This is a genomic window from Enterobacter sp. KB-280D8, from assembly GCF_041399405.1.
Classification (GTDB): domain Bacteria; phylum Pseudomonadota; class Gammaproteobacteria; order Enterobacterales; family Enterobacteriaceae; genus Enterobacter; species Enterobacter cloacae_N.
In genome coordinates this window covers 680044-701343 of record NZ_JBGKEC010000002.1, presented here as the reverse complement: position 1 = coordinate 701343, position 21300 = coordinate 680044, and the positions used below count along the sequence as shown (strand labels likewise).

Annotated in this window: 22 protein-coding genes; 8 read left to right on the top strand and 14 right to left on the bottom strand. The window is 56.0% G+C overall.

All coding sequences use genetic code 11. The features are described from left to right. The first annotated feature begins 68 nt into the window (after positions 1–68). Complete coding sequence (locus AB8818_RS08830) at positions 69–1214, top strand: porin (protein ID WP_116341520.1); 1146 nt, start codon at positions 69–71, stop codon at positions 1212–1214. Between the two features lie 125 nt (positions 1215–1339). On the opposite strand, the gene mnmH is transcribed toward AB8818_RS08830, so the two are convergent. The 6 genes from mnmH to ppiB all read right to left on the bottom strand — a co-directional run bounded on the left by mnmH (position 1340) and on the right by ppiB (position 5807). Further along, positions 1340–2410, bottom strand: a complete 1071-nt coding sequence (mnmH, locus tag AB8818_RS08825) for a tRNA 2-selenouridine(34) synthase MnmH (RefSeq protein ID WP_116341518.1) — start codon at positions 2408–2410, stop codon at positions 1340–1342. Positions 2411–2494: 84 nt separating this feature from the next. Then, on the bottom strand, positions 2495–3562 hold the full coding sequence (purK, locus tag AB8818_RS08820; RefSeq protein WP_116341516.1) for a 5-(carboxyamino)imidazole ribonucleotide synthase: 1068 nt from the start codon (positions 3560–3562) through the stop codon (positions 2495–2497). Beyond that, positions 3559–4068, bottom strand: coding sequence for a 5-(carboxyamino)imidazole ribonucleotide mutase (gene purE / locus AB8818_RS08815; RefSeq protein ID WP_116341514.1), 510 nt, complete (start codon positions 4066–4068; stop codon positions 3559–3561). The genes purK and purE overlap by 4 nt, the downstream gene beginning before the upstream one ends. Positions 4069–4239: 171 nt before the next feature. After that, positions 4240–4449: a YdgH/BhsA/McbA-like domain containing protein gene (locus tag AB8818_RS08810; protein WP_192983368.1), complete on the bottom strand. Its 210-nt coding sequence runs from the start codon at positions 4447–4449 to the stop codon at positions 4240–4242. Between the two features lie 137 nt (positions 4450–4586). Beyond that, positions 4587–5309 (bottom strand): UDP-2,3-diacylglucosamine diphosphatase, encoded by a 723-nt coding sequence (gene lpxH, locus AB8818_RS08805; protein ID WP_116341510.1) that lies wholly within the window; start codon positions 5307–5309, stop codon positions 4587–4589. 3 nt (positions 5310–5312) lie between these two features. Continuing rightward, positions 5313–5807, bottom strand: a complete 495-nt coding sequence (ppiB, locus tag AB8818_RS08800) for a peptidylprolyl isomerase B (protein ID WP_000256009.1) — start codon at positions 5805–5807, stop codon at positions 5313–5315. 175 nt (positions 5808–5982) lie between these two features. On the opposite strand from ppiB, the gene cysS reads away from it, so the two are divergent. Next, entirely contained in the window at positions 5983–7368 is a 1386-nt protein-coding gene (gene cysS / locus AB8818_RS08795; protein WP_116341508.1) for a cysteine--tRNA ligase, read from the top strand. Positions 7369–7447: 79 nt separating this feature from the next. Here cysS and AB8818_RS08790 read toward each other — a convergent pair whose 3' ends face one another. From AB8818_RS08790 to folD, 5 genes are all read right to left on the bottom strand, one after another. Continuing rightward, positions 7448–7975, bottom strand: a complete 528-nt coding sequence (locus AB8818_RS08790) for a metal-dependent hydrolase (protein WP_192983367.1) — start codon at positions 7973–7975, stop codon at positions 7448–7450. 73 nt (positions 7976–8048) lie between these two features. After that, positions 8049–9065, bottom strand: coding sequence for a Mal regulon transcriptional regulator MalI (malI, locus tag AB8818_RS08785; protein WP_116341504.1), 1017 nt, complete (start codon positions 9063–9065; stop codon positions 8049–8051). Between the two features lie 83 nt (positions 9066–9148). Then, on the bottom strand, positions 9149–10648 hold the full coding sequence (locus AB8818_RS08780; RefSeq protein WP_028012223.1) for a PTS transporter subunit EIIC: 1500 nt from the start codon (positions 10646–10648) through the stop codon (positions 9149–9151). 232 nt (positions 10649–10880) lie between these two features. Continuing rightward, positions 10881–11093: a ribosome-associated protein YbcJ gene (ybcJ, locus tag AB8818_RS08775; RefSeq protein WP_045356450.1), complete on the bottom strand. Its 213-nt coding sequence runs from the start codon at positions 11091–11093 to the stop codon at positions 10881–10883. Between the two features lies 1 nt (position 11094). Next, positions 11095–11961: a bifunctional methylenetetrahydrofolate dehydrogenase/methenyltetrahydrofolate cyclohydrolase FolD gene (folD, locus tag AB8818_RS08770; RefSeq protein WP_116341497.1), complete on the bottom strand. Its 867-nt coding sequence runs from the start codon at positions 11959–11961 to the stop codon at positions 11095–11097. A 309-nt stretch (positions 11962–12270) separates the two neighbouring features. On the opposite strand from folD, the gene fimA reads away from it, so the two are divergent. From fimA to sfmF, 6 genes are all read left to right on the top strand, one after another. Beyond that, entirely contained in the window at positions 12271–12834 is a 564-nt protein-coding gene (gene fimA, locus AB8818_RS08765; RefSeq protein WP_028012226.1) for a type 1 fimbrial major subunit FimA, read from the top strand. Positions 12835–12902: 68 nt separating this feature from the next. Continuing rightward, on the top strand, positions 12903–13448 hold the full coding sequence (gene fimI, locus AB8818_RS08760; RefSeq protein ID WP_116341495.1) for a type 1 fimbrial protein subunit FimI: 546 nt from the start codon (positions 12903–12905) through the stop codon (positions 13446–13448). 34 nt (positions 13449–13482) lie between these two features. Next, entirely contained in the window at positions 13483–14175 is a 693-nt protein-coding gene (gene fimC / locus AB8818_RS08755; RefSeq protein WP_116341493.1) for a type 1 fimbria chaperone FimC, read from the top strand. 14 nt (positions 14176–14189) lie between these two features. Continuing rightward, positions 14190–16751: a fimbrial biogenesis usher protein gene (locus tag AB8818_RS08750; protein WP_192983365.1), complete on the top strand. Its 2562-nt coding sequence runs from the start codon at positions 14190–14192 to the stop codon at positions 16749–16751. Continuing rightward, positions 16744–17751: a type 1 fimbria D-mannose specific adhesin FimH gene (gene fimH, locus AB8818_RS08745; RefSeq protein ID WP_116341489.1), complete on the top strand. Its 1008-nt coding sequence runs from the start codon at positions 16744–16746 to the stop codon at positions 17749–17751. The genes AB8818_RS08750 and fimH overlap by 8 nt, the downstream gene beginning before the upstream one ends. Positions 17752–17760: 9 nt before the next feature. Beyond that, entirely contained in the window at positions 17761–18282 is a 522-nt protein-coding gene (sfmF, locus tag AB8818_RS08740; RefSeq protein ID WP_028012231.1) for a fimbria assembly protein, read from the top strand. 51 nt (positions 18283–18333) lie between these two features. Here sfmF and fimZ read toward each other — a convergent pair whose 3' ends face one another. The 3 genes from fimZ to AB8818_RS08725 form a co-directional block, all read right to left on the bottom strand. Next, on the bottom strand, positions 18334–18966 hold the full coding sequence (fimZ, locus tag AB8818_RS08735) for a fimbria biosynthesis transcriptional regulator FimZ (protein WP_192983363.1): 633 nt from the start codon (positions 18964–18966) through the stop codon (positions 18334–18336). An 811-nt stretch (positions 18967–19777) separates the two neighbouring features. Further along, positions 19778–20494 carry a response regulator transcription factor gene (locus tag AB8818_RS08730; RefSeq protein ID WP_116341485.1) on the bottom strand — a complete coding sequence of 239 codons (717 nt, stop codon included), beginning with the start codon at positions 20492–20494 and terminating at the stop codon, positions 19778–19780. A gap of 24 nt (positions 20495–20518) precedes the next feature. Next, a complete protein-coding gene (locus AB8818_RS08725) occupies positions 20519–21217 on the bottom strand; it encodes an EAL domain-containing protein (RefSeq protein WP_166710324.1) in 699 nt (232 codons plus the stop codon). Positions 21218–21300 lie beyond the last annotated feature (83 nt).

Genomic DNA, 21300 nt, shown 5'->3' with positions numbered 1-21300 from the left:
CAGCCCGATTATTTCCAGTTAATATTCACCAGCTAAATATTTAGCAGCGTGTCTATTAAGGAAAAATAATGACTATAAAAAAATCAGCGCTGGCGGTAACGATTGGCGCGGCAGTGGCATTAACGACGTTCGCCTCTCAGGCGGAAATCACCGTTCTTAAGCAGGATCCTCAGGCGGGTAACCCGCTAAGCCGTCTGAACTTCACCGTTGGCGGCAGTATCCGTCCTCAGTTCCAGAACATGACCGGCGACGACGGTAAAAACAGCTACAAGCGTAACGGCTTTGACGGCGGCACCCGTTTCCGTTTCGCGGCTGATTACTACCTGTTTGATGACATCAGCTGGATCAGCTACTACGAGCTGGGAGTGAACATTCCTGCCCAGTTTAACTGGGATCATCACTATGCAGACGGCGCCCACGACACCACTCGCCGTATGCTCTACACCGGCCTGAAGAGCGATACCTGGGGTACGCTGACCTTCGGTCAACAGAACAGCGTTTACTATGATGTGGTTGGCGTGAAAACCGATATCTGGGACTACGACATGATCGGTCAGGCACCGGGTAACGGGATCAACGGCGACTACGACGGCTCTTACCGTTCACGCCAGATGCTGAAATATAAGAAAACCGTGGGCGATGCGGACATTTACGCATCCTACCTGTTTGAAGACAGCGAATACCTGCCGGGCAACGGCCTGCGCTACAAGCGCAAAGGCGGCGGCTCGCTGGGTATCGATTACCACCTGACCACCGATCTGACCTGGGGCGCAGCGTGGAACTACACCCGCGCCGACATGCGTAACCCGGACAACGGCGACAGCAAAACCTACGATCAGAATATCGTCGGTACCGCACTGAGCTGGACGCCGGACAACTGGACCTTCTCCGCGGGCGGCGGCTGGTACCAGAACTTCCTGACCACCAAAAAAGTGTCTGTTAACGACTACTTTGCGGGCGACGCGTGGGGTATTGAATACTTCGCAGGGTATAAATTCCCAATCGGTCAGTACGCGGTGAAATCCATCCAGCCTTACTTCATGGGTGACCGTATTGAGTACGTGAACGGCCGCAACTACCAGCGTATCGACAACGGCGTGGGTATCAGCTTCCAGCTGGATTACGGTTTCCGCGTGGATTACGAACACGTGTTCACCTCCAGCACCGACAACCTGGGCGACATGAATCTGGTGCGTCTGCGTTACGACTTCTAAGTGGTCTTGTAGGGTGCGGCCTGATGCCCTCACCCTGACCCTCTCCCACGGGGAGAGGGAACAAACATTAAAAACGGCAACCCTGGTTGCCGTTTTGCTTTTACCTCGCCACCCGGCTTTCTTTTTCAGCGATCAAGCCACTCAGCAATGTCTGCGAACGTCCCGCGATACACAATCTTCTCCGCTTTTTTCTCCAGCTGATAGCCGTACATCGGGTCGTAATAGTCCTTCAGCAGCGGTGCAAGCCAGCTGAAGTGCGCCTCCGTGCTGCCAGAGCGTTGCTGTTCCAACAGCGCGGAATCTAACAGCGCGGTGAATTCTGCATACCGCTGCAGCCCCAGGCGGCGGCGGATGGCGAACAGGCCGTGGTGCAGGTACTCGCTGTACTCTTTCCAGCCCGCTTCCTCGCCGTATGCGGCAGAAAAATCCGCCCACATATGGTCGAAATACTCTTCGCGCAGGCGTTCAAGACGAATTTCAAACGGGTCTTCGACGACAACGATAGGGGCTTCAACCATGCGGTCGCGCAGGCACTCCGGCAGGTGGTTGGAGCCAATCATCCGGCCTTCATCTTCCAGCACCCAACGCGCAGCGTCTTTTTTCAATAGTTCAACCGCAAGGTGGTTTTCAAAGCTGGCCTGGGAAAGCTGCGGCGTGAGCGTGCGGCCAAACGACGAACCGCGATGGTGTGCCAGCCCTTCCAGATCGATGCCCTGCGGGTGCTGCTTCACCAGCAGCGTTTTACCGTTTCCGGTACAGCCGCCGATTAGCACCATCGGCTTTTGCGACTGCTCGATCGTCACCTGAATCGCCGTCTGACGCAGGGCCTTATAGCCGCCGCGGATCAGCGGGTAGTCGACGCCCGCCTCTTTAAGCCAGGCCTGCGAGATATGCGAGCGCTGGCCGCCGCGCGCGCAGCAGAGAAAGCCCTCAGGATGGGCAAGACTGGCTTCCCGCCAGGCGCGGATACGCGCGTCGCGCGTTTCACCGTTCACCAGGCGATGGCCGAGCGCGAGCGCGGCTTCGGGGCCCTGGCGTTTGTAGCACGTGCCAACGGCGGCGCGCTCGTCGTCGTTCATCAAGGGCAGGTTGACTGCCGCAGGCATCGCGCCCTGGGCAAATTCGATCGGCGCGCGAACGTCGATTAAAGGGGTATCAGACGCGAGGATCGCGCGATAGTCCGTTCCATCGTTCATGGTTATTCCAGAAGAAAACTCAGCAGCAATGGGCGGGGATTGTACGCCGGGGAAGGGGAAGGTCAACTCCCCGGCGTGGATGTCTTACTTAAGCTTTGACTGTGCCCAGACAATGCCGCTTGCATATTCCGGCGGCAGGAGAGGAACGATCGCTTCCAGGGTGGCGCTCAGGCGGTCCGTATCGGTATCGTTCAGGTTCAGGTGACCGACCTTACGACCCTCGCGGACCTCTTTGTCATACCAGTGCAGGTGCACCAGCGGCAGCTTTAGCCAGTCGTAGTTCAGATCGGTCCCGATCAGGTTGATCATCACCGACGGGCTGTTAACGACGGGCTTCGGCAGCGGCAGGTCGGTGATGGCGCGCAGATGCAGTTCGAACTGGCTGATGGAGGCGCCGTTTTGCGTCCAGTGGCCGCTGTTGTGCACGCGCGGAGCCAGCTCGTTGATCAGCAGACCCGATGGTGTGACGAAACACTCCATCGCCATGACGCCCACGTAGCCCAGCTCGTGCATGATGGCGGAAAGCATCTCTTCCGCCTGCGCCTGCTGGTCGGCATTGGCCTGCGGGAAGGCGACGCTGGTGCGCAGAATGCCGTCCTGATGCAGGTTATGCGTCAGCGGGTAAAACACCGTGCGGCCGTCGTGCCCGCGCGCGCCAACCAGCGACACTTCGCCGCTAAAGTTGATGCCCTGCTCAACGATGCACTCGCCGTAGCAGTCGTCCGGCAACTCGGCGGTTTCATGCGCGCGCAGGCGCCACTGGCCGCGGCCGTCGTAGCCGCCCACGCGACGCTTTACAATCGCCAGTTCGCCCAGCATCGCGAACACGTCATTCCACTCGCTTTTGTCGGACAACAGCTGCCACGGTGCGGTCGGCAGACCGAGCTTGTCGAACAGCTGCTTTTGCGTCAGACGGTCGGCAATAATCGGGAACACGTCGCGGTTCACAAAGGCGTTATGGCGCGCCAGCTCGCGGGTCAGCGCGGTTTCCGGCCAGCGTTCGATTTCTGCCGTGATCACGCTCTGGTGGAACGGGACGGCCTCAGGTTCATCGTCCAGCCCGACGGGCCAGACGGCAATACCCAGCGGCTCACCGGCCTGACGCAGCATACGGCCCAGCTGGCCGTTACCGAGGACGCAAACCTGCTTCATGCTGCACCCCGCGGGTCCGGGTTATCCAGCACCTCGTCGGTCTGGGCTTTACGCCACGCCGCCAGACGCTGGCGTAAATCTTTGTCGTGCGTTGCAAGAATTTGCGCGGCCAGCAGAGCGGCATTCGCCGCGCCCGCTTTGCCAATCGCCAGCGTGCCGACAGGTATACCGCGCGGCATCTGGACGATGGAATAAAGGCTATCGACACCGCTTAACGCGGCGCTTTGAACAGGGACGCCCAGAACCGGCACCAGGGTTTTGGCGGCAATCATGCCTGGCAGATGTGCTGCGCCGCCCGCACCGGCAACGATCACCTCATAACCGTTCTCTTCGGCGCTTTCGGCGAAGCTGAACAGTTTGTCCGGCGTACGGTGCGCGGAGACCACTTCAACGTGGTGCGGTACATTCAGGATTTCAAAGATTTCGGCGGCGAACTGCATGGTAGCCCAGTCGCTTTTGGACCCCATCACGATGGCGACACGCGCCGGATTATTGCGGGAAGACATGCGTCTTAAAACTCCTGTGGTGCGAAACACACTGCTTTCGAGGGCACAGAGAATAGCATGTTATACGGGCAAGGAAAACGGTTGCGCGGTTAAATCTTGAGCCGTTGTTGCCATCAATTCATAACAAAACAGACCGCGTTCAGGCGGTCTGTTTTCGTCGAGCGACAATCATTATTTCGTCAGTTCTGCGGTCATGTACACGCGGTTGTTGAACTGCGCGCTGGTGATTTTGTATGACGCACCTTGTTCAGCAGCCTGGGCAGCAATTTTCGCTTCTGCGCGGTCAAGGGTTGAGCCGGTTGCACTCACGCTCTGAGCGAAAGAACCGAAAGAAACCAGGGTGAGAGCAGCAACTGCAACGAAAGTTTTGATGGGTTTCATGGTCGTATTCCTTAAGTATTTTGTCTGGGATAGGGCGTGTTGCCCTGATGTGATAAATAATAGGCCGACCACGGGCTGATTAAAATCGAAACAATTTGCCGATATTGTTCAAAAAAATAGAACAACTTGTGAGGGGGTTAAAACGGAAACGCGATAAGCTCCACGCCCTCTGGCGTGACTTTGACCATAGAGCCTTCGCTGTGCCACGCGCCCAGTACCACGCGATGGGCCGGTTCACCGTTGGCGATAAGAGAATGCACGTCAGGACGATGGGTATGACCGTGGATCAACCACTGAACGCCATGCTTTTCCATCACGTTCACCACCGCCAGTGGATTAACGTCCATGATGGTCAGGGATTTGCTGCTGTTGGCGGCTTTACTGCCCGCGCGCATTCTGGCGGCGATGCGGTTGCGGATAAACAGCGGCAGGGCAAGGAACAGCTTCTGGATCCACGGGGTGTGGACTTTGGCGCGAAACGCCAGGTAGCCGGTATCGTCGGTGCAGAGCGTATCGCCGTGCATGATCAGCACCCTGCGGCCATAGAGGTCGAGCACCTGCTCTTCCGGCAGCAGCGTCATACCGCTTTCACGGGCGTAGCGCTTGCCGAGCAGGAAATCACGGTTGCCGTGAATGAAGTAGCAGGGGACGCCGGAATCCACCAGCGTTTTAATGGCGGCAGCCATTTCACGGTGCAGCGGGTTTGGGTCGTCGTCGCCAATCCAGGCTTCAAACAGGTCGCCCAGGATGTACAGCGCATCGGCGCTTTTCGCTTCACCGCGTAAAAAACGCAGAAAACCGGCGGTTATCGCCGGTTCTTCTGTTTGCAGATGCAGATCCGCAATAAAGAGTGTCGCCACGAATTACTCGCTGACGGTCACGCTTGTAATCACAACGTCTTCTTTAGGAACGTCCTGGTGCATACCGCTGCGGCCGGTAGAGACGGCTTTGATCTTGTCAACCACGTCCATCCCTTCAACCACTTCTGCGAAGACGCAGTAGCCCCAACCCTGCAGGCTTTCGCCAGAGAAGTTCAGGAAGTCGTTATCCGCCACGTTGATGAAGAACTGCGCGGTGGCAGAGTGTGGTGCCTGAGTACGGGCCATTGCCAGCGTACCGCGGGTGTTTTTCAGGCCGTTGTTCGCTTCGTTTTTGATCGCTTCTTTGGTCTCTTTCTGGCGCATGCCAGGCTCGAAACCGCCGCCCTGGATCATAAAGCCGTTGATCACGCGGTGGAAAATAGTGTTGTTGTAGAAACCTTCGCGGCAGTAGTCCAGGAAGTTTTTAACTGTTTCAGGCGCTTTGTCATCAAAGGTTTTGATTACGATATCGCCATGATTAGTGTGGAAAGTAACCATTTTTGCATCCTGTTCCGTTATTGTGGTACGTCGACCCGCCTTCGGGTCATATATAGGGGCTTGTTATAGCATAACCACAGGACGCGATCACCTTGCATTGTGTGCTGATCCTATTCCGAATTATGGGTATTATAGGGAACAAACAACCCACACACGTGTTTACATGGAATCTTCGATGTTAAAAATCTTTAATACAATGACGCGCCAGAAAGAGGAATTTAAACCTATCCATGCCGGGGAAGTCGGCATGTACGTGTGTGGTATTACGGTTTACGATCTCTGTCATATCGGCCATGGCCGTACCTTTGTCGCGTTCGACGTCGTCTCTCGCTACCTGCGCTTCCTGGGCTATAACCTGAAGTACGTGCGTAACATTACCGACATCGACGATAAAATCATCAAGCGCGCTAATGAAAACGGCGAAAGCTTTGTTGCGCTGGTGGATCGCATGATCGTTGAGATGCACAAAGACTTCGACGCCTTAAATATTCTGCGTCCGGACAGCGAGCCGCGTGCGACCCACCATATTCACGAAATTATCGATATCACCGAGAAGCTGATTGAGCGCGGTCACGCGTACGTTGCTGACAACGGTGACGTGATGTTCTCGGTGCCGACGGACCCAACCTACGGTTCGCTTTCCCGTCAGGATCTGGATCAGCTCCAGGCGGGCGCGCGCGTGGACGTGGTGGACGTGAAGCGTAACCCGATGGACTTCGTGCTGTGGAAAATGTCCAAAGCGGGCGAACCAAGCTGGCCATCGCCGTGGGGCGAAGGCCGCCCGGGCTGGCACATTGAATGTTCCGCGATGAACTGCAAACAGCTGGGCAAGCACTTCGACATTCACGGCGGCGGTTCGGACCTGATGTTCCCGCACCACGAAAACGAAATCGCGCAGTCCACCTGCGCCCACGGCGGCGAGTACGTGAACTACTGGATGCACTCCGGGATGGTGATGGTTGACCGCGAGAAGATGTCGAAATCGCTGGGCAACTTCTTTACCGTGCGCGACGTGCTGAAGTATTACGACGCGGAAACCGTGCGCTACTTCCTGATGTCCGGCCACTATCGCAGCCAGCTGAACTACAGCGAAGAGAACCTGAAGCAGGCGCGCTCGGCGCTGGAGCGTTTGTACACCGCCCTGCGCGGCACCGACAAATCAGTGCCTGCGGCTGGTGGCGAAGCATTCGAAGCGCGCTTTGTTGAGGTGATGAACGACGACTTCAACACCCCGGAAGCCTACTCCGTGCTGTTCGACATGGCGCGTGAAGTGAACCGCCTGAAGTCAGAGGACATGGCCGCGGCGAATGCGCTGGCGTCCCATCTGCGCAAGCTCTCTTCCGTGCTCGGCCTGCTGGAGCAGGAGCCGGACGTGTTCCTGCAGAGCGGCGCGCAGGCGGACGACGGCGAAGTGGCGGAAATTGAGCGGCTTATCAAAGCGCGTCTGGAAGCGCGTCAGGCGAAAGACTGGGCGGCGGCGGATGCGGCGCGTAACCGTCTGACCGAGATGGGCATCATTCTGGAAGACGGCCCGCAGGGAACGACCTGGCGTCGTAAGTAATTTCCACCCTCACCCTAACCCTCTCCCTAAGGGAGAGGGGATCGTTCGGTTGTCTCCCTCTCACTGTGGGTGGAGGGCATCAGCGCGCACGCTTTTTCCACCACAGTAACCCCATCAGCACTACCCCCGGCAGCCACACCCACAGCAATTCTGAAACGATCACCTGATGCCCGTACGGCGTGGTATAGCGCGACAGCGCAAACGGCGCGACCTTAATCACCTGCCACGGCGCAAAGAAGCGTTCATCCGACCACGGCCATAACCAGCCGACGCCTTTCCCGCCCGTGGTAATCGAATCCAGCAGGCTGTGCGACAGCAATGACACCGTTAAAAATAGCCAGCACCGCGTCAGGCTGGCCCGGAACCATCGTCGGCCAATCAGCACGCAAAGTATCGGCACCGCAAAGGCGAACAGCAGGGAGTGGGTAAAGCCGCGATGGCCGAAAACATTTCCGTAGGCAACGCCGAATTTAAACGCCAGCACGTCGGCGTCCGGCAGCATGGCGAGAACGATACCGGCAAACAGCAGGCGGGGAGGGATGACCTTGGTTCCCAGACCTAAGCCCAGGCAAAGAGGGACAGCAGCGTGAGTAATAACGGTAGGCATTACATTTATCCATGGCAAATCATGGCAGAATAGCAGCGAATTCGCTGCGGCAAACCGGTGCTAAATTCTGATTTTACGCCGACTCGCGTGCGATAAGCTGCCCGGAAAGCGTAATGCGCTGGGTTTGCAGATCCGGCTCCTTAAGCTTGCGGATAATCAGCCCCGCCGCCTGTCGCCCGGTTTCATCGCTGGCCGAGGAGACGTAGGTGAAGGAAGGGGAGGTGAGGTTAACGTGCAGCATATCTTCAAAACCGATCAGCGCGACCTGCTGGGTTAAGAAGACGTCTTTCCCCACGGTGCGGCCCACCTGATGAATGCCGGAAATGGAGCCGATCATCGCATCCGGGGAGTGGCAAAGCAGGGCGGTGATGGCGTTGTTTTTTTCCAGCAACTGGCGCGTCGCCATCGCGGCGGCCTGGGTGTCGTCGCTGCAGGCCGGTGAATATTCATCGCGCCAGACCAGCCCGTTTTGCGTCATCGCGCTGCGAAAGCCGAGCAGGCGCTGCTCGCGGATAAGACAACCCTCGCGCCCGCCAATGTAGGCGATCGTGCGGTGTCCGCGCTCGATAAGATAGCGCGCGGCCAGGTTCGCCGCCTGGCGGTTGTCGCGCATTACCAGATTGCATTTTTCATCGAGCAGGGACTGCGAGACCACCACCAGCGGCAGTGGGCACTGGCGGATTTGCTCCGGTAAAGCGGCGTTACAGGTGTCAGACGCCAGATAAATAACGCCCGCGACACCCTGCTGCTTAAACGACAGCAGGGTGCGTTCGAGATGTTCACGGTCGTTCAGCGGCTGGCCGAGAAAAACCATATAACCCTGCTTCTCCAGCTCCTGAACGATGCTCGCCATCACCTTGATGGAAAAGCTGTCGCTGAAGTCACGCAGGATCAGGCCGATCAGATTGGAGGTGTTGGCGCGAAGGTTGGCAGCGGCAACGTTATGAACATAGCCCAGCGTCGTGATGGCGGCATTGACCTTCTCGATCGTCGCCTCTGAGATTTTCCCTTTCTGGCGTAGCACCAGCGAGACGGTAGAGACCGACACGCCCGCGTGCTTTGCGACATCAATGATGCTGACTTTCTTCAAAACCGCTCCCTGAAATTTACCGATTATCAGTCGGATAAGACACGGCTCCCAGCGTACAGGAGACGTGTCGTTCAGGCATCTTATTATTTGCCGATCATGGTGGACATGGTCTGGGCGATAAACTGTGCTCTCGCACCGAAAATCACCTGAATCCCGTTATCGCCGACGAAGACCACGCCGCGCGCGCCGAGACCGTTCAGTCCGTCCCTGTCCACCGCATCGCTCTTCGCCACTTCCAGACGCAGGCGGGTGATGCAGGAGCCGACGGAGTCAATGTTCTGCGCGCCGCCCAGCAGGCCGATGATTTCAGTGGCAAGTTCGGAATCGGACTTGTCATTCGCGCTGGCGGTCACTTCCGTACGGCCCGGCGTTTTCACGTCGAAGCGGCGGATCACGAAGCGGAACGTAAAGTAGTAAATCAGCGCCATCGGGATGCCGATGATAATGGCGCTCAGGAAGTTGGTCTGATAGCCGTTAAACGACGGCAGGATCCCGAACGACAGGTAGTCGATAAAGCCCGCCGAGAACGATTTGGCGATATGCGCGTGCAGCAGGTACATGGTCATGTACGCCAGGCCCGCCATGATGGCGTTAAAGACGTACAGAATTGGCGCCACGAAGATAAAGGTGAACTCTACCGGCTCGGTGATCCCCGTCAGGAAGCAGGTGAGCGCCGCAGAGAACAGAATACCGGCCGCGATTTTCTTATTTTTGGTGTGCGCTTCGTGGTACATCGCCAGGCACGCCGCAGGCAGCGCGAACAGCATCAGCGGGAACTCGCCCTGCATGAACTTACCGGCGTTCTGGTAGGTGTCGCTGCTGAAGGATTTCACCCCCTCTTCGAGCATCTTGAACCAGATGGTCTGGTCACCGTGGATCACCTGGCCCGCCTGGGTGGTGTAATCCCCGAACGAATACCAGAAGGACGGGTACCAGATGTGGTGCAGGCCGAGCGGGATCAGTGCGCGCTCCACCAGGCCGAAGATAAAGGTCGATGCCGCCTGGTTGTCGCCGTTCACGATCACGGAGAGCGCGTCGATACCGGCCTGAATATGCTGCCAGACGTACGGCAGCAGCAGCCCCATCAGGAAAGAGAGGAACGCCGTGGCGATTGCCACAAAGCGCTTCCCGGAGAAGAAGCCGAGGAACTCCGGCAACTGCATGGTGTGGAAGCGGTTATAGCACCAGGCTGCGAGGATCCCGCAGATAAGACCGCCAAAGACGCCCATCTGCAGCGTCGGGATACCGACCACCATGGCGTATTTCCCGCCCTGTGAGGCCATTTCCGGCGTAATGCTCAGCACGGTGCTGATGGTGATGTTGGTGACAAACACCGAGACTGCCGCGGAGAGCGCCGCGATGCCGGACTCGGACGCCAGACCCACGGCGGAGCCTATGGCAAACAGCATCGGCAGGTTATCAAAGATAACCCCGCCGGCGTTCATCATTAGCGGCAGGTGGAACTTATCGCCGAAGGCCAGCAGCAGGCCCGCAGCGGGAAGCAGTGAAATTGGCAGCATTAAGGCGCGACCAATCATTGATAACTTAGACAGCGATTTAACAAACCCTGATATCAGACTCATGCTGATTTCCCCCGAGTAGCGCTTTTTTTGGCGCTGTTATTGTAAGTAGAACGTTTTAGTAGAACGTTCTACTTATCGTGGGGAAAGAGTGAAAACTGCGCAACTGAATTCTCACCTTTCAACAGATGAAATAGTGATTCTTTGAAGTTGATCGATAATTAACCGTGATGGAGGTAGGGGGTTTTTGATCCCCTCTCCCCTTTGGGGAGAGGGTTAGGGTGAGGGGGGAAACTCAGGCCGTCACGGTCACGCTCTGACCTTCAAAGCTCACGGTCTGTCCCGCGACAATCTTGCAGCGCTTGCGGGTTTCCACCACGCCGTCGACTAAAACCCGCCCGTCGGCGATAACGATTTTCGCCTGAGCGCCGCTTTCGCTCCAGCCTTCGAGCTTGAGCAGATCGCACAGCTCAACGTGCGGGTGTTTGCCTAATGAAAATGTGGCCATCTTATGCTTCCTCTACATCGTGGTACTCTTCGCATGCCTGCAAAGTATTCTGAATCAGCGTTGCGACGGTCATCGGGCCAACGCCGCCCGGTACTGGCGTGATGTAAGAGGCGCGAGCCGCCGCATCTTCGTAGACCACGTCGCCGACCACCTTGCCGTTTTCCAGACGGTTAATCCCTACATCCACGACAATCGCGCCCTCTTTAATCCACTCGCCTGGAATAAAGCCCGGCTTGCCCACTGCGACGATCAGCAGGTCGGCATTCTCGACGTGGTGACGCAGGTTTTTGGTAAAGCGGTGGGTCACGGTGGTGGTGCAGCCCGCCAGCAGCAGCTCCATGCTCATCGGGCGGCCCACGATGTTGGACGCACCGATGACGACGGCGTTCAGGCCGTAGGTGTCGATGTTATAACGCTCCAGCAGCGTCACGATGCCGCGCGGGGTGCACGGGCGCAGACGCGGCGCGCGCTGGCACAGGCGACCCACGTTATACGGATGGAAACCGTCAACGTCTTTATCCGGCGCGATACGCTCCAGCACCTTCACGTTATCGATACCTGCCGGCAGTGGCAGCTGAACCAGAATGCCGTCGATCTCTTTATCGGCATTCAGAGTGTCAATAAGTTCCAGTAGTTCCGCTTCGCTGGTGGTTTCCGGCAAATCGTAAGAGCGGGAGACGAACCCCACCTCTTCACACGCTTTGCGTTTGCTGCCGACATAAATCTGCGATGCCGGGTTGCTGCCAACCAGCACAACGGCCAGCCCGGGGGCGCGAAATCCTGCCGCTTTACGCGCCTTCACTTTTTCCGCGACCTCAGAGCGCACCTGCTGCGCAATCGTTTTACCGTCAATAATCTTTGCTGCCATCAGAGAGAAGATTCCGTCTGTAACGTTTGAAAGGGGGGATGGCGTGTATTTTGTCAGAAGCGAGCGCCGCTGTCAGTCACCCTTTACGAGTTTTCATCCGCGAGGCGCAAAAACCCTTCTTAAGGGATGGTCAATTTCTTAGGCGGTATTAGGATGTGACCTGGCGAAATGGCAGTGTTTTGACATATTTAAAAATCACGTCCTGAGCTACTTTGTCTTCTCCGAAATAAGCTTTCAATTAATCAATTGAACGTATTTCTTATTCCCGATTTTCGCGGGAAGGGTTATTTACATTTTAAAGGAATAGACATGAAACTCAGCAACATTGCTTCTTCTGTTATTGCAACACTGGCCCTGGTCGCGGGTGCCGCTAATGCAGCCGACCCGGTTACGCCGGTTACCGTAAATGGCGGTACCGTGCATTTTAAAGGTGAACTGGTTAATGCTGCTTGTTCAGTAAATACCGATTCTTCCGAGCAGACGGTTAATCTCGGTCAGTATCGTACCGCGAAATTCACCAAAGTGGGCGACACCACCTCTAATATTCCGTTCAACATCGAACTGAATGACTGCGATCCGCTGGTTGCTAAAACCGCTGCCGTTGCCTTCACCGGCCAGATCGACGCGACCGACAAAACTCTGCTGGCCGTGACGTCCGGTAACAACGACAACACCGCGAAAGGCGTGGGTATTGAAATCCTCGACAGCAAATCCAGCGTGCTGACCCCGGACGGTGCGACCTTCTCTGCCGCGAAAGACCTGATTAAAGGGACTAACACCCTGCAATTTACCGCGCGCTACAAATCAACGGCTGCGACCACCGAGCCAGGCCAGGCGAACGCTGACGCCACCTTCGTAATGAAATACGAATAATACCCTCGCACAGGGATGTTCAGGCCTCAGGGACGAGGCCCGTCATACGCTACTGCCAGGAACGAAGGATGACAAGGACTGGAACACTATTGCTGTTAACCCTCGCGATGGCTTGCCCGGCATCGGCACATACCGTGGTGATCGAAGGCGGCAAGGTGCATCTCCGGGGGGAGCTGGTAAACGGCGGCTGCGCCGTGGCGCCCGACAGCCAGAATATGCGCATCGACATGGGGCAGTACCGAACCAATTCATTTTCCGGTGTGGGCAGCTTTTCAACGGTTAATGTGCCTTTCACCGTGCGGCTGCTGGACTGCAGCGTGGATGTCTCGCGCACCGTGGGGATCCAGTTTCAGGGCGTGACGCCCGCGGAAGATCCGCAGGTTTTTCTGGCGACATCGCGGCCAGGTGAAACGCCTGTAAGCAGCGGCGTGGGGCTGGCGCTTTTTGATGAGCAGCAGCGTCAGATTATCCCGAATGCGACGGCCATTAGCTGGCTGCCGGTCAATACCAGCGAACTCGCATTTCATTTTAGCGCCCGCTATCGCGCTATTTCCGAACACCTCGTGCCAGGCAATATACAGTCGGATGTCTGGTTTACGTTGATTTATCCATAACACCTGCGAACACATTATTAAAGGTACGGTTTTGATGAATATGCTAATTAAACCAGGACTGCTTTTATCGTTTATTTTAATGATGGTTTCTGCTTGCGCGAATGCTTCCGGCGGTATTGCGCTGGGGGCCACGCGCGTTATTTATCCGGCGGATGCGAAGCAAACGTCGCTGGCGATCACCAACAGCAATAAACAAGAACGCTATTTAATTAACGCGTGGATCGAAAATGCCAGCGGTCAAAAGGAAAAAACCTTTGCCGTCACGCCGCCGCTGTTCGTTAGCGAGCCGGACAGCGAAAACACGCTGCGTATTATTTACGCCGGTCCGGCGCTGCCTGCCGATCGCGAATCGCTCTTTTACATGAACGTGAAGGCGATCCCGTCAGTGAATAAAGCGAAAACAGAAAACAATAACGTGTTGCAGCTGGCGATCCTCTCACGCATCAAGCTGTTTGTGCGCCCGACTAACCTGGCGATGCAGCCGGATGAGGCGCTGTCCCAGCTGCGTTTTGAGCGCGTGGGGAATCATCTTAAAGTCAGCAACGCCTCTCCGTACTACATCACCCTGGTCAACCTGAAGCTGGGCGGCCAGACGCTGGAAAACCTGATGGTGGCGCCGAAAAACTCGGCTCAGCAGGTGCTGCCCGCCGGGGCCGGCGGTACGCTCTCCTGGCAGAGCGTGAATGACTACGGCGCCATTACACCAGCGCGCAGCGTCAACCTGTGAGCAGAGTCAGGGCGATGAAAAATCACCAGGGACGTTACTGCCCGGTTGCACTGGCGCTGATGGCCGCGCTCTGGCCGCAGGCCGGCTGGAGCGAAAGCTACTTCAACCCGGCCTTCTTGTCCGACGACACCGCCAGCGTGGCGGATTTGTCGCGTTTTGAACAGGGGCACCAGCAGGCGCCCGGCATTTATCGCGTGGATATCTGGCGTAACGATGAGTTTATCGGCACCCAGGACGTGCGTTTTGAGCAGGCCGAGAACATGCCGCCGATGGCGGGCGGTTTGTCGCCGTGCATTACGCGCGCGATGCTCGATCGCTTTGGCGTCAACGTTGCCGCATTTCCCGAACTGGCTAACGTGCAGGGTGAAACGTGCGTTCCGTTGACCACGGCCATTCCCGGCAGCGAAACGGTATTTAACTTTGCCTCGCAGCGCCTTAATGTCAGCCTCCCGCAGGTGGCGATGCAGAACAGCGCGCGCGGCTATATTCCGCCTGAACAGTGGGATGAAGGCATTCCCGCCGCGCTGGTGAACTACAGCTTCACGGGCAACCGGGGAAGCGAAGACGACAGCTATTACCTGAACCTGCAGAGCGGGCTTAACTATGGTGCCTGGCGGTTACGTAACAACGGCGCATGGCGCTACACGCAAAATAACGGCAAGCGGCGCAGCGAGTGGCAGAATATTGGCACCTGGGCGCAGCGCACCGTTATCCCGCTGAAAAGTGAGCTGGTGCTGGGCGACAGTAACACCGGGAATGACGTTTTCGACAGCGTCGGTTTTCGCGGCGGGCGGCTTTTCTCGTCCGACAGCATGTATCCCGACAGCCTGCAGGGCTACGCGCCGACCGTGCGCGGTATTGCCCGTACGCCTGCCAAAGTGGTGGTTCGCCAGAACGGCTACGTTATCTATCAGAGCTACGTCCAGCCCGGCGCGTTCGCCATCACCGATCTTAACCCGACCTCCTCCAGCGGTGACCTGGACGTTACGGTGGAAGAGAAAGACGGCAGCCAGCAGCGCTACACCGTGCCGTACTCCACCGTGCCACTCCTGCAGCGTGAAGGTCGCTGGAAATATGACCTCGTGGTGGGGGATTACCGCAGCGGTAACAGCGACCAGGATACACCATTCTTCGCCCAGGGCACCCTGATTACCGGCCTGGCCAACGGCATTACGCTCTATGGCGGCACCCAGCTGGCGTCACGCTATACCGCATTGGCCGTCGGTGCCGGGAAAAACCTCGGTGACTGGGGGGCCGTCTCCGTCGATATCACCCACGCCCGCAGCCAGCTCGCGGACGACAGCAAACATGAAGGGCAGTCCCTGCGTTTTCTTTATGCAAAATCGCTGAACGGATTTGGCACCAACTTCCAGCTGCTGGGTTATCGCTACTCCACAAAAGGGTTTTACACCCTGGACGATGTGGCCTGGCGCTCAATGGAGGGCTACCAGTATGCCGATAGCCAGGACGATAACGATGTGCCGGACGTGCAGAGCTATCACAACCTGACGTGGAATAAAAAAGGCCGCTTCCAGCTCAACATTTCCCAGTCGCTGGGGGACTACGGTTCGGTCTATATCTCCGGGAGCGAGCAAACATACTGGGGAACGGACGAAACGAACCTCTGGTATCAGCTGGGCTACGCGGGGGGCGTGAAGGGAATCAACTACTCCCTGTCATGGTCGTGGAACAAATCCGTCGGGATCGACGGTACCGACCGGATCGCGTCGTTTAACGTCTCCGTGCCGTTTAGCCTCTTTACCCGTCAGGGCTATCGCCGGGACAGCGCGATCGATCGCGCCTATGCCACCGCATCCGCCAGCCGAAACAGCGATGGCGACACGAGCTGGCAAACCGGCGTCAGCGGCACGCTGCTGGAGGATCGCAACCTGAACTACAGCGTGACCCAGGGACACGCCAGCACCAATGGCTCAAGCGGAAGCGCCAGCGCCAACTGGCAGGCGACCTACGGCACGCTGGGCGTGGGCTACAACTATTCCCGCGATCAGCACGATCTCAACTGGCAGCTCTCCGGCGGGGTGGTTGGCCATGCCGACGGCGTGACCTTCAGCCAGCCGCTGGGCGATACCAACGTGCTGATTAAGGCGCCGGGGGCATCAGGCGTCAGCGTGGAAAACCAGACCGGCGTGAAGACCGACTGGCGAGGCTACGCGGTCATGCCGTATGCCACCGTCTACCGCTACAACCGCGTGGCGCTGGACACCAATACCATGAGCAACAGCACCGATATTGAAAACAACGTGAGCAGCGTGGTGCCAACCAAAGGCGCGCTGGTCCGCGCCAGCTTTGATACCCGCATTGGCGTGCGCGCTTTGCTGACGGTAACGCGTGGCAACCAGCCCGTGCCGTTCGGCGCCGTGGTGCGTGAAGTCCAGAGCGGCATGACCAGCATGGTGGGTGATGACGGGCAAATATACCTGAGTGGGCTGCCGCTGGAAGGCGAATTGCTGATCCAGTGGGGGAACGGGGCGCAATCCCAGTGCCGTGCGCCTTACAGCTTGCCTGAAAAGAGCCTGCAACAGGCGATCACACTTAAGGGGATCCGCTGTGATTAAAATCCATATCTTAGCCTTGTCGCTTCTGGCACTCCTGCCCGCGACAAACGCGTTAGCCACCGTGTGCGTCAATGAAAAGGGCGTGCCGACGGAGGTGCATTACGACCTGACGGATAAATTCAACAGCTCGAATAACCAGGTTGGGCAGGTTGTGACCCTCAGCGAGAAATCGCAGTGGGTGGGGGTCAATGCCGTCTGCCCGAAGGGCACCGTCGGGAATACGACCAAGCGCAGCTACGTCACGGATTATCCGGTCACCGGGACCAGCGATGGCTATCAGTATCTGAAGCTTAACGACTATCTGGACGGGGCGATGAAAATCACGGACAGCTATGCTGGCGCGTTTTATCCACCCAAAAATTATATCCAAATGGGGAGCCATCCGAACGTTTCAAAAAACAAACCGTTTGGCGTGCAGGATTCCAGTCTTATTTTCCGTCTTAAGGTGACCCGACGCTTTATCAATATGGTGGTGATCCCGCGTGCCACCATGTTCCGGGTTTACGTCACCACCACCTCCTCCGATCCGTTGACCACGCCGGTCTACACCATCAGCTACAGCGGAATCATTCAGGTGCCGCAGAGCTGCGCCATCAACGCCGGCAATGTGGTTGAGTTTGATTTCGGCGACATTGGCGCCTCCCTGTTCAGCAAGGCTGGCGTGGGTAACAAGCCGGAGGGCGTCTCATCGCAAAGCAAAACCATCGCGATTAAATGCACCAACGTGGAGGCAAACGCCATGCTGACGATGCGCGTCGAAGCTGAAAAGGTCTCCGATAACGTGCTGGTGTCGGATAACCCGGATGTGGGGTTCATCATTGCCAACGAGAGCGGTGCGCCGCTCACGCCTAACAACCTGACGAGCAAAATTCCGTTCCGCCTGGACGACAGCGCCCAGGCGCAGGTGGGGATCAGGGTCTGGCCGGTGAGCGTGACGGGCAACAAGCCAGCGGAAGGGCGCTTTACCTCGCGCGGATATTTGCGCGTGGATTACGACTAAGGAGCAGACATGCGAAACGGGATCCGTTTTATCACCGTGGCGCTCTTTGCGCTTTGCACCCAGGCTCAGGCGGAAACCGCATTGGGCGAAATTAATATTCGGCTCTACGGCAATATTGTCGATTTCACCTGCGTGGCAGAGGGTAACGATAGCGACAAAACGGTCACGCTGGGCACCTGGCCCACGAAGCAGCTCAACACCACGGGGAGCCGCACGCAGCCAATGCCCTTCACGCTGAAGCTGACCGGCTGCCCGCCCGGGGCGGCGTCCATAACGTTCTCCGGTAAAGCTGACGGGAGCAACAGCGGATTGCTGGCGCTGAATGATGCCAGTACAGCGAGCCACGTCGCCGTTGAGATCAGGGATGCGGATAAGACGCGCCTGGCGCTTCAGCAGGCCAGCCAGCCGGTCACGGTTGATGCGCAGGGGAATGCGACGCTGTCATTTTATGCCAATTATATTGCCACTGCCGATAACCCTCAGCCCGGACGGGCTGATGCGGATGCCACCTTCATGATTAATTATAATTAGCACTGACCGCACTCCCTGCAGCTCAGATAAACTGCAGGGAGTGAATTCAGGTTATAGTAGCTCGTGCGCTTTGGCGTAATCGATTAATTCCACGATGCTTTGCACGCCAAGCTTGGAATAAATATTGGATTTGTGCGCACTAATGGTTTTATTGCTCAACAATAGCTGCTCAGCAATCTCCTTATTGGATAATCCATTCGCCAGATAACGCAATACCGTGACCTCACGATTCGATAATGGCATATCTACAGCCATCCCTTTTCCTGAACCCATATGGTTTATAAAATTCAGCGTTTCAGACGGGAAAAAAGAATAGCCCATCAGAATCATCTCTACGGCGTTGTAGATCTCACCCAAATCTTTTCGTTTACTGACGAAGCCGTTGGCCCCGGCGCGAATCGCACGACCCGCGTAAAATAACTCTGATTTAGAGGAGAGGAACAGAACCTTGATGTCTTTTTTTAAGTTTCTGATTCTCTTCAGTAAAGCGAATGCGTCTGTGCCCGTGAGTTCGATGTCAAGGATCACCAAATCGATAGGATGATTGCGAATGCAGTCAAGAACTTCATGGCTATCGCCAGACTTAAGCTTGACTGTGATATTTTTATTTTTCTGTAGCAGGACCTCTATCGACATTCTGACGATAGGATGTTCGTCCATAATGATAACGGATGCCGGTTTCATTTTTAATGCCTCAGATTGTTAAAAGCGTTATGCAGAGTTTTGTAAAACTCTCGAAATGCCGGAAGGATATAAAGTGCAGATCCCTATACCGTAGTATTTCCCTGGAAAGAGCGAAAGCATCCTTGTTTACGTAATGAAAAGAACGGTGCCTCAGCGCGGTCATCTCATTTGGCTGGTGTTGGCAAAAAGGTTTTTCTTATTCAGATTTGGTACGCTTCTTATTATACAGGGTAAGTTTTTTCCGAAAACCCTGTAAATTAACCTCCGCTTATTGGTTTGTATTATCTTCTGGATCTGAATGGCTATTTTTTTAAATTTAGCGGAAATATCCTGTTATCCTATTTACCACATCTTTTCATCTTTATGTAATAACAAAAAATAACAGATGTCTCTTTATGTTGCGATATTGTTAACAAAAGAGAGCCTCAATTCGGAGGGCGAGCCAGGGAAATTGAGGCGAAAAAGTATCCCGCAGAGTGTCAAACCTTCATCTGAAAGTACTTAAGGCGTATCACCGTCGCACCATCATCGCACAGGAGAACATGCTATTCACTTTGCTTTCCGCTCCAGGAGAGTGAAGCGAAGCTGCTTGTTTTTACATCATTATCATCTTATTAACGCCTTCTGCTTTCACTTAACGGATGGAGGAAAGTGCTGCCATTGATTCAATCTGTGACATTTCACATGGTTTCGGACCATAAATTAGGAATAGTTATAAAATCGAATATATTGTTAAAATTTAACCATTAATTAACATTGAGGGTAAGTAAATTCCTAAAGCGCTTTAGGAAATAAGAGGTTAGTGCGCAAGTTAAAACGTACAGTCTGAGAGGTTATTAAGAAGGTGTAACAATTCCTGGCGATGGCTCAACCCCAGCTTCAGCAGGATGCAGCTGAGACGGTAGATAATGCGGCTATAGGGACGATTCTGCAAAAGGGCAATCTGACGTAACGTCTTACCGCGGGCAAGCTCCTGCAGAATGGGCCATTCGTTGCGGGAAAACCAGTCTTTGTCGGAACCCTGCGGGGGGCGAGAATCCATCAGGCTGTGCTGAAGTCCTGCCGCGTTCATCTGACGTTCCAGCACGTGAAAAGGGCCTGCCGCCTTGCAGAACAGGCGGGTATCATAATTATCTGCCCGGACCAGAAGCCACGGCGTCAGGAAGGGGGGATACAGGCTATGCCTTCTTAACCGATCCAGCTGATCGATAAGCCCGGTGGAACGGCTTTCGATATCCACCACCAGACGGGCTGAAGGCCATTGGAACTGGGCGCCCAGCGCATCATCCAGCGAGGTGTAGTCACAACAGCTGCTCAGGGGAAACTGCCCATTGAGAAAACCGGTGCGCAGAAAATGATCTTCCGTAACAAGGATAATAAACGGAGCATCGGTTTTTCGGGGCTGGCTGATGGACTGGCTCAAAAATTCGAGCCGGTCGAAAAAGGGGGGAGCAAATGGTGAGCGCGTAAATCCCAGTGCATCACTTCCTGTACGCCGCCGCCGGTAACGGCGCACTGTCATTCGCATGGTCTCCCTCCTGGAAATGGCGTTTTAATCCTCCGGCCATGTCCAGGACGGCCAGTAATACCCCTGGCCGAAATCTGCGCCTGCCTGCAGTGCCCAGGTGCGATCGCGTTCAGTCTCAATACCTTCGATAAGCACGCTCCCGGCCAGCTGAAAGCAACGTGAAACCAGTTGCCTCAGCGCAGGCGTGGCGCGTAAACGCCAGAATGCGTCCTTATCAATTTTGATGCCGCTCAACGGTAACCGACAAAATAAAAACGGCTGAATGATAATTTCGTCAATATCATCCAGCCATATACTGTGCCCCTGCTGCCGGAGTGTCCGCATGTTCTGAATGGCGCTCTGCATCTGTGCGGCAGAGAACGTCAGAAAAACAGGGGGATCAACAATCTCAATATTCAGCGGCGTGTTTTTCAGTTTGATGAGCCGCTGAAAAGACGCTGGCTCTGTCAGAACGGTTATCGGCAAATTAATAAAAAGGTTATGACCGTGCGGCGTATTTTTTAGTGCGGCAAGCTGCGCTTCAAGCAGCGTCATTGACCAGCCTGCTGGCTGATGGCGGAAAAAATCCTCGCTGTAGCATGTGTCTGACAGGACGCTTAGTACCTCCACGCCAACCCGTCGTTGAGAGGTGAGGGCGACGACAGGCTCCAGTTTGATGCCGACGATGTCCTGAGAAATGTCGTGTAACCGGGGGGGCGTATCGAACGGGTTGTGCGCTGTCACTCCATTATCCTGTTGTCTGTCAGCCTCCAGGCGGCCGGGATACCTCGCTCTAGTGTGACGAGCTGACGTTCCGGAAAACAGCA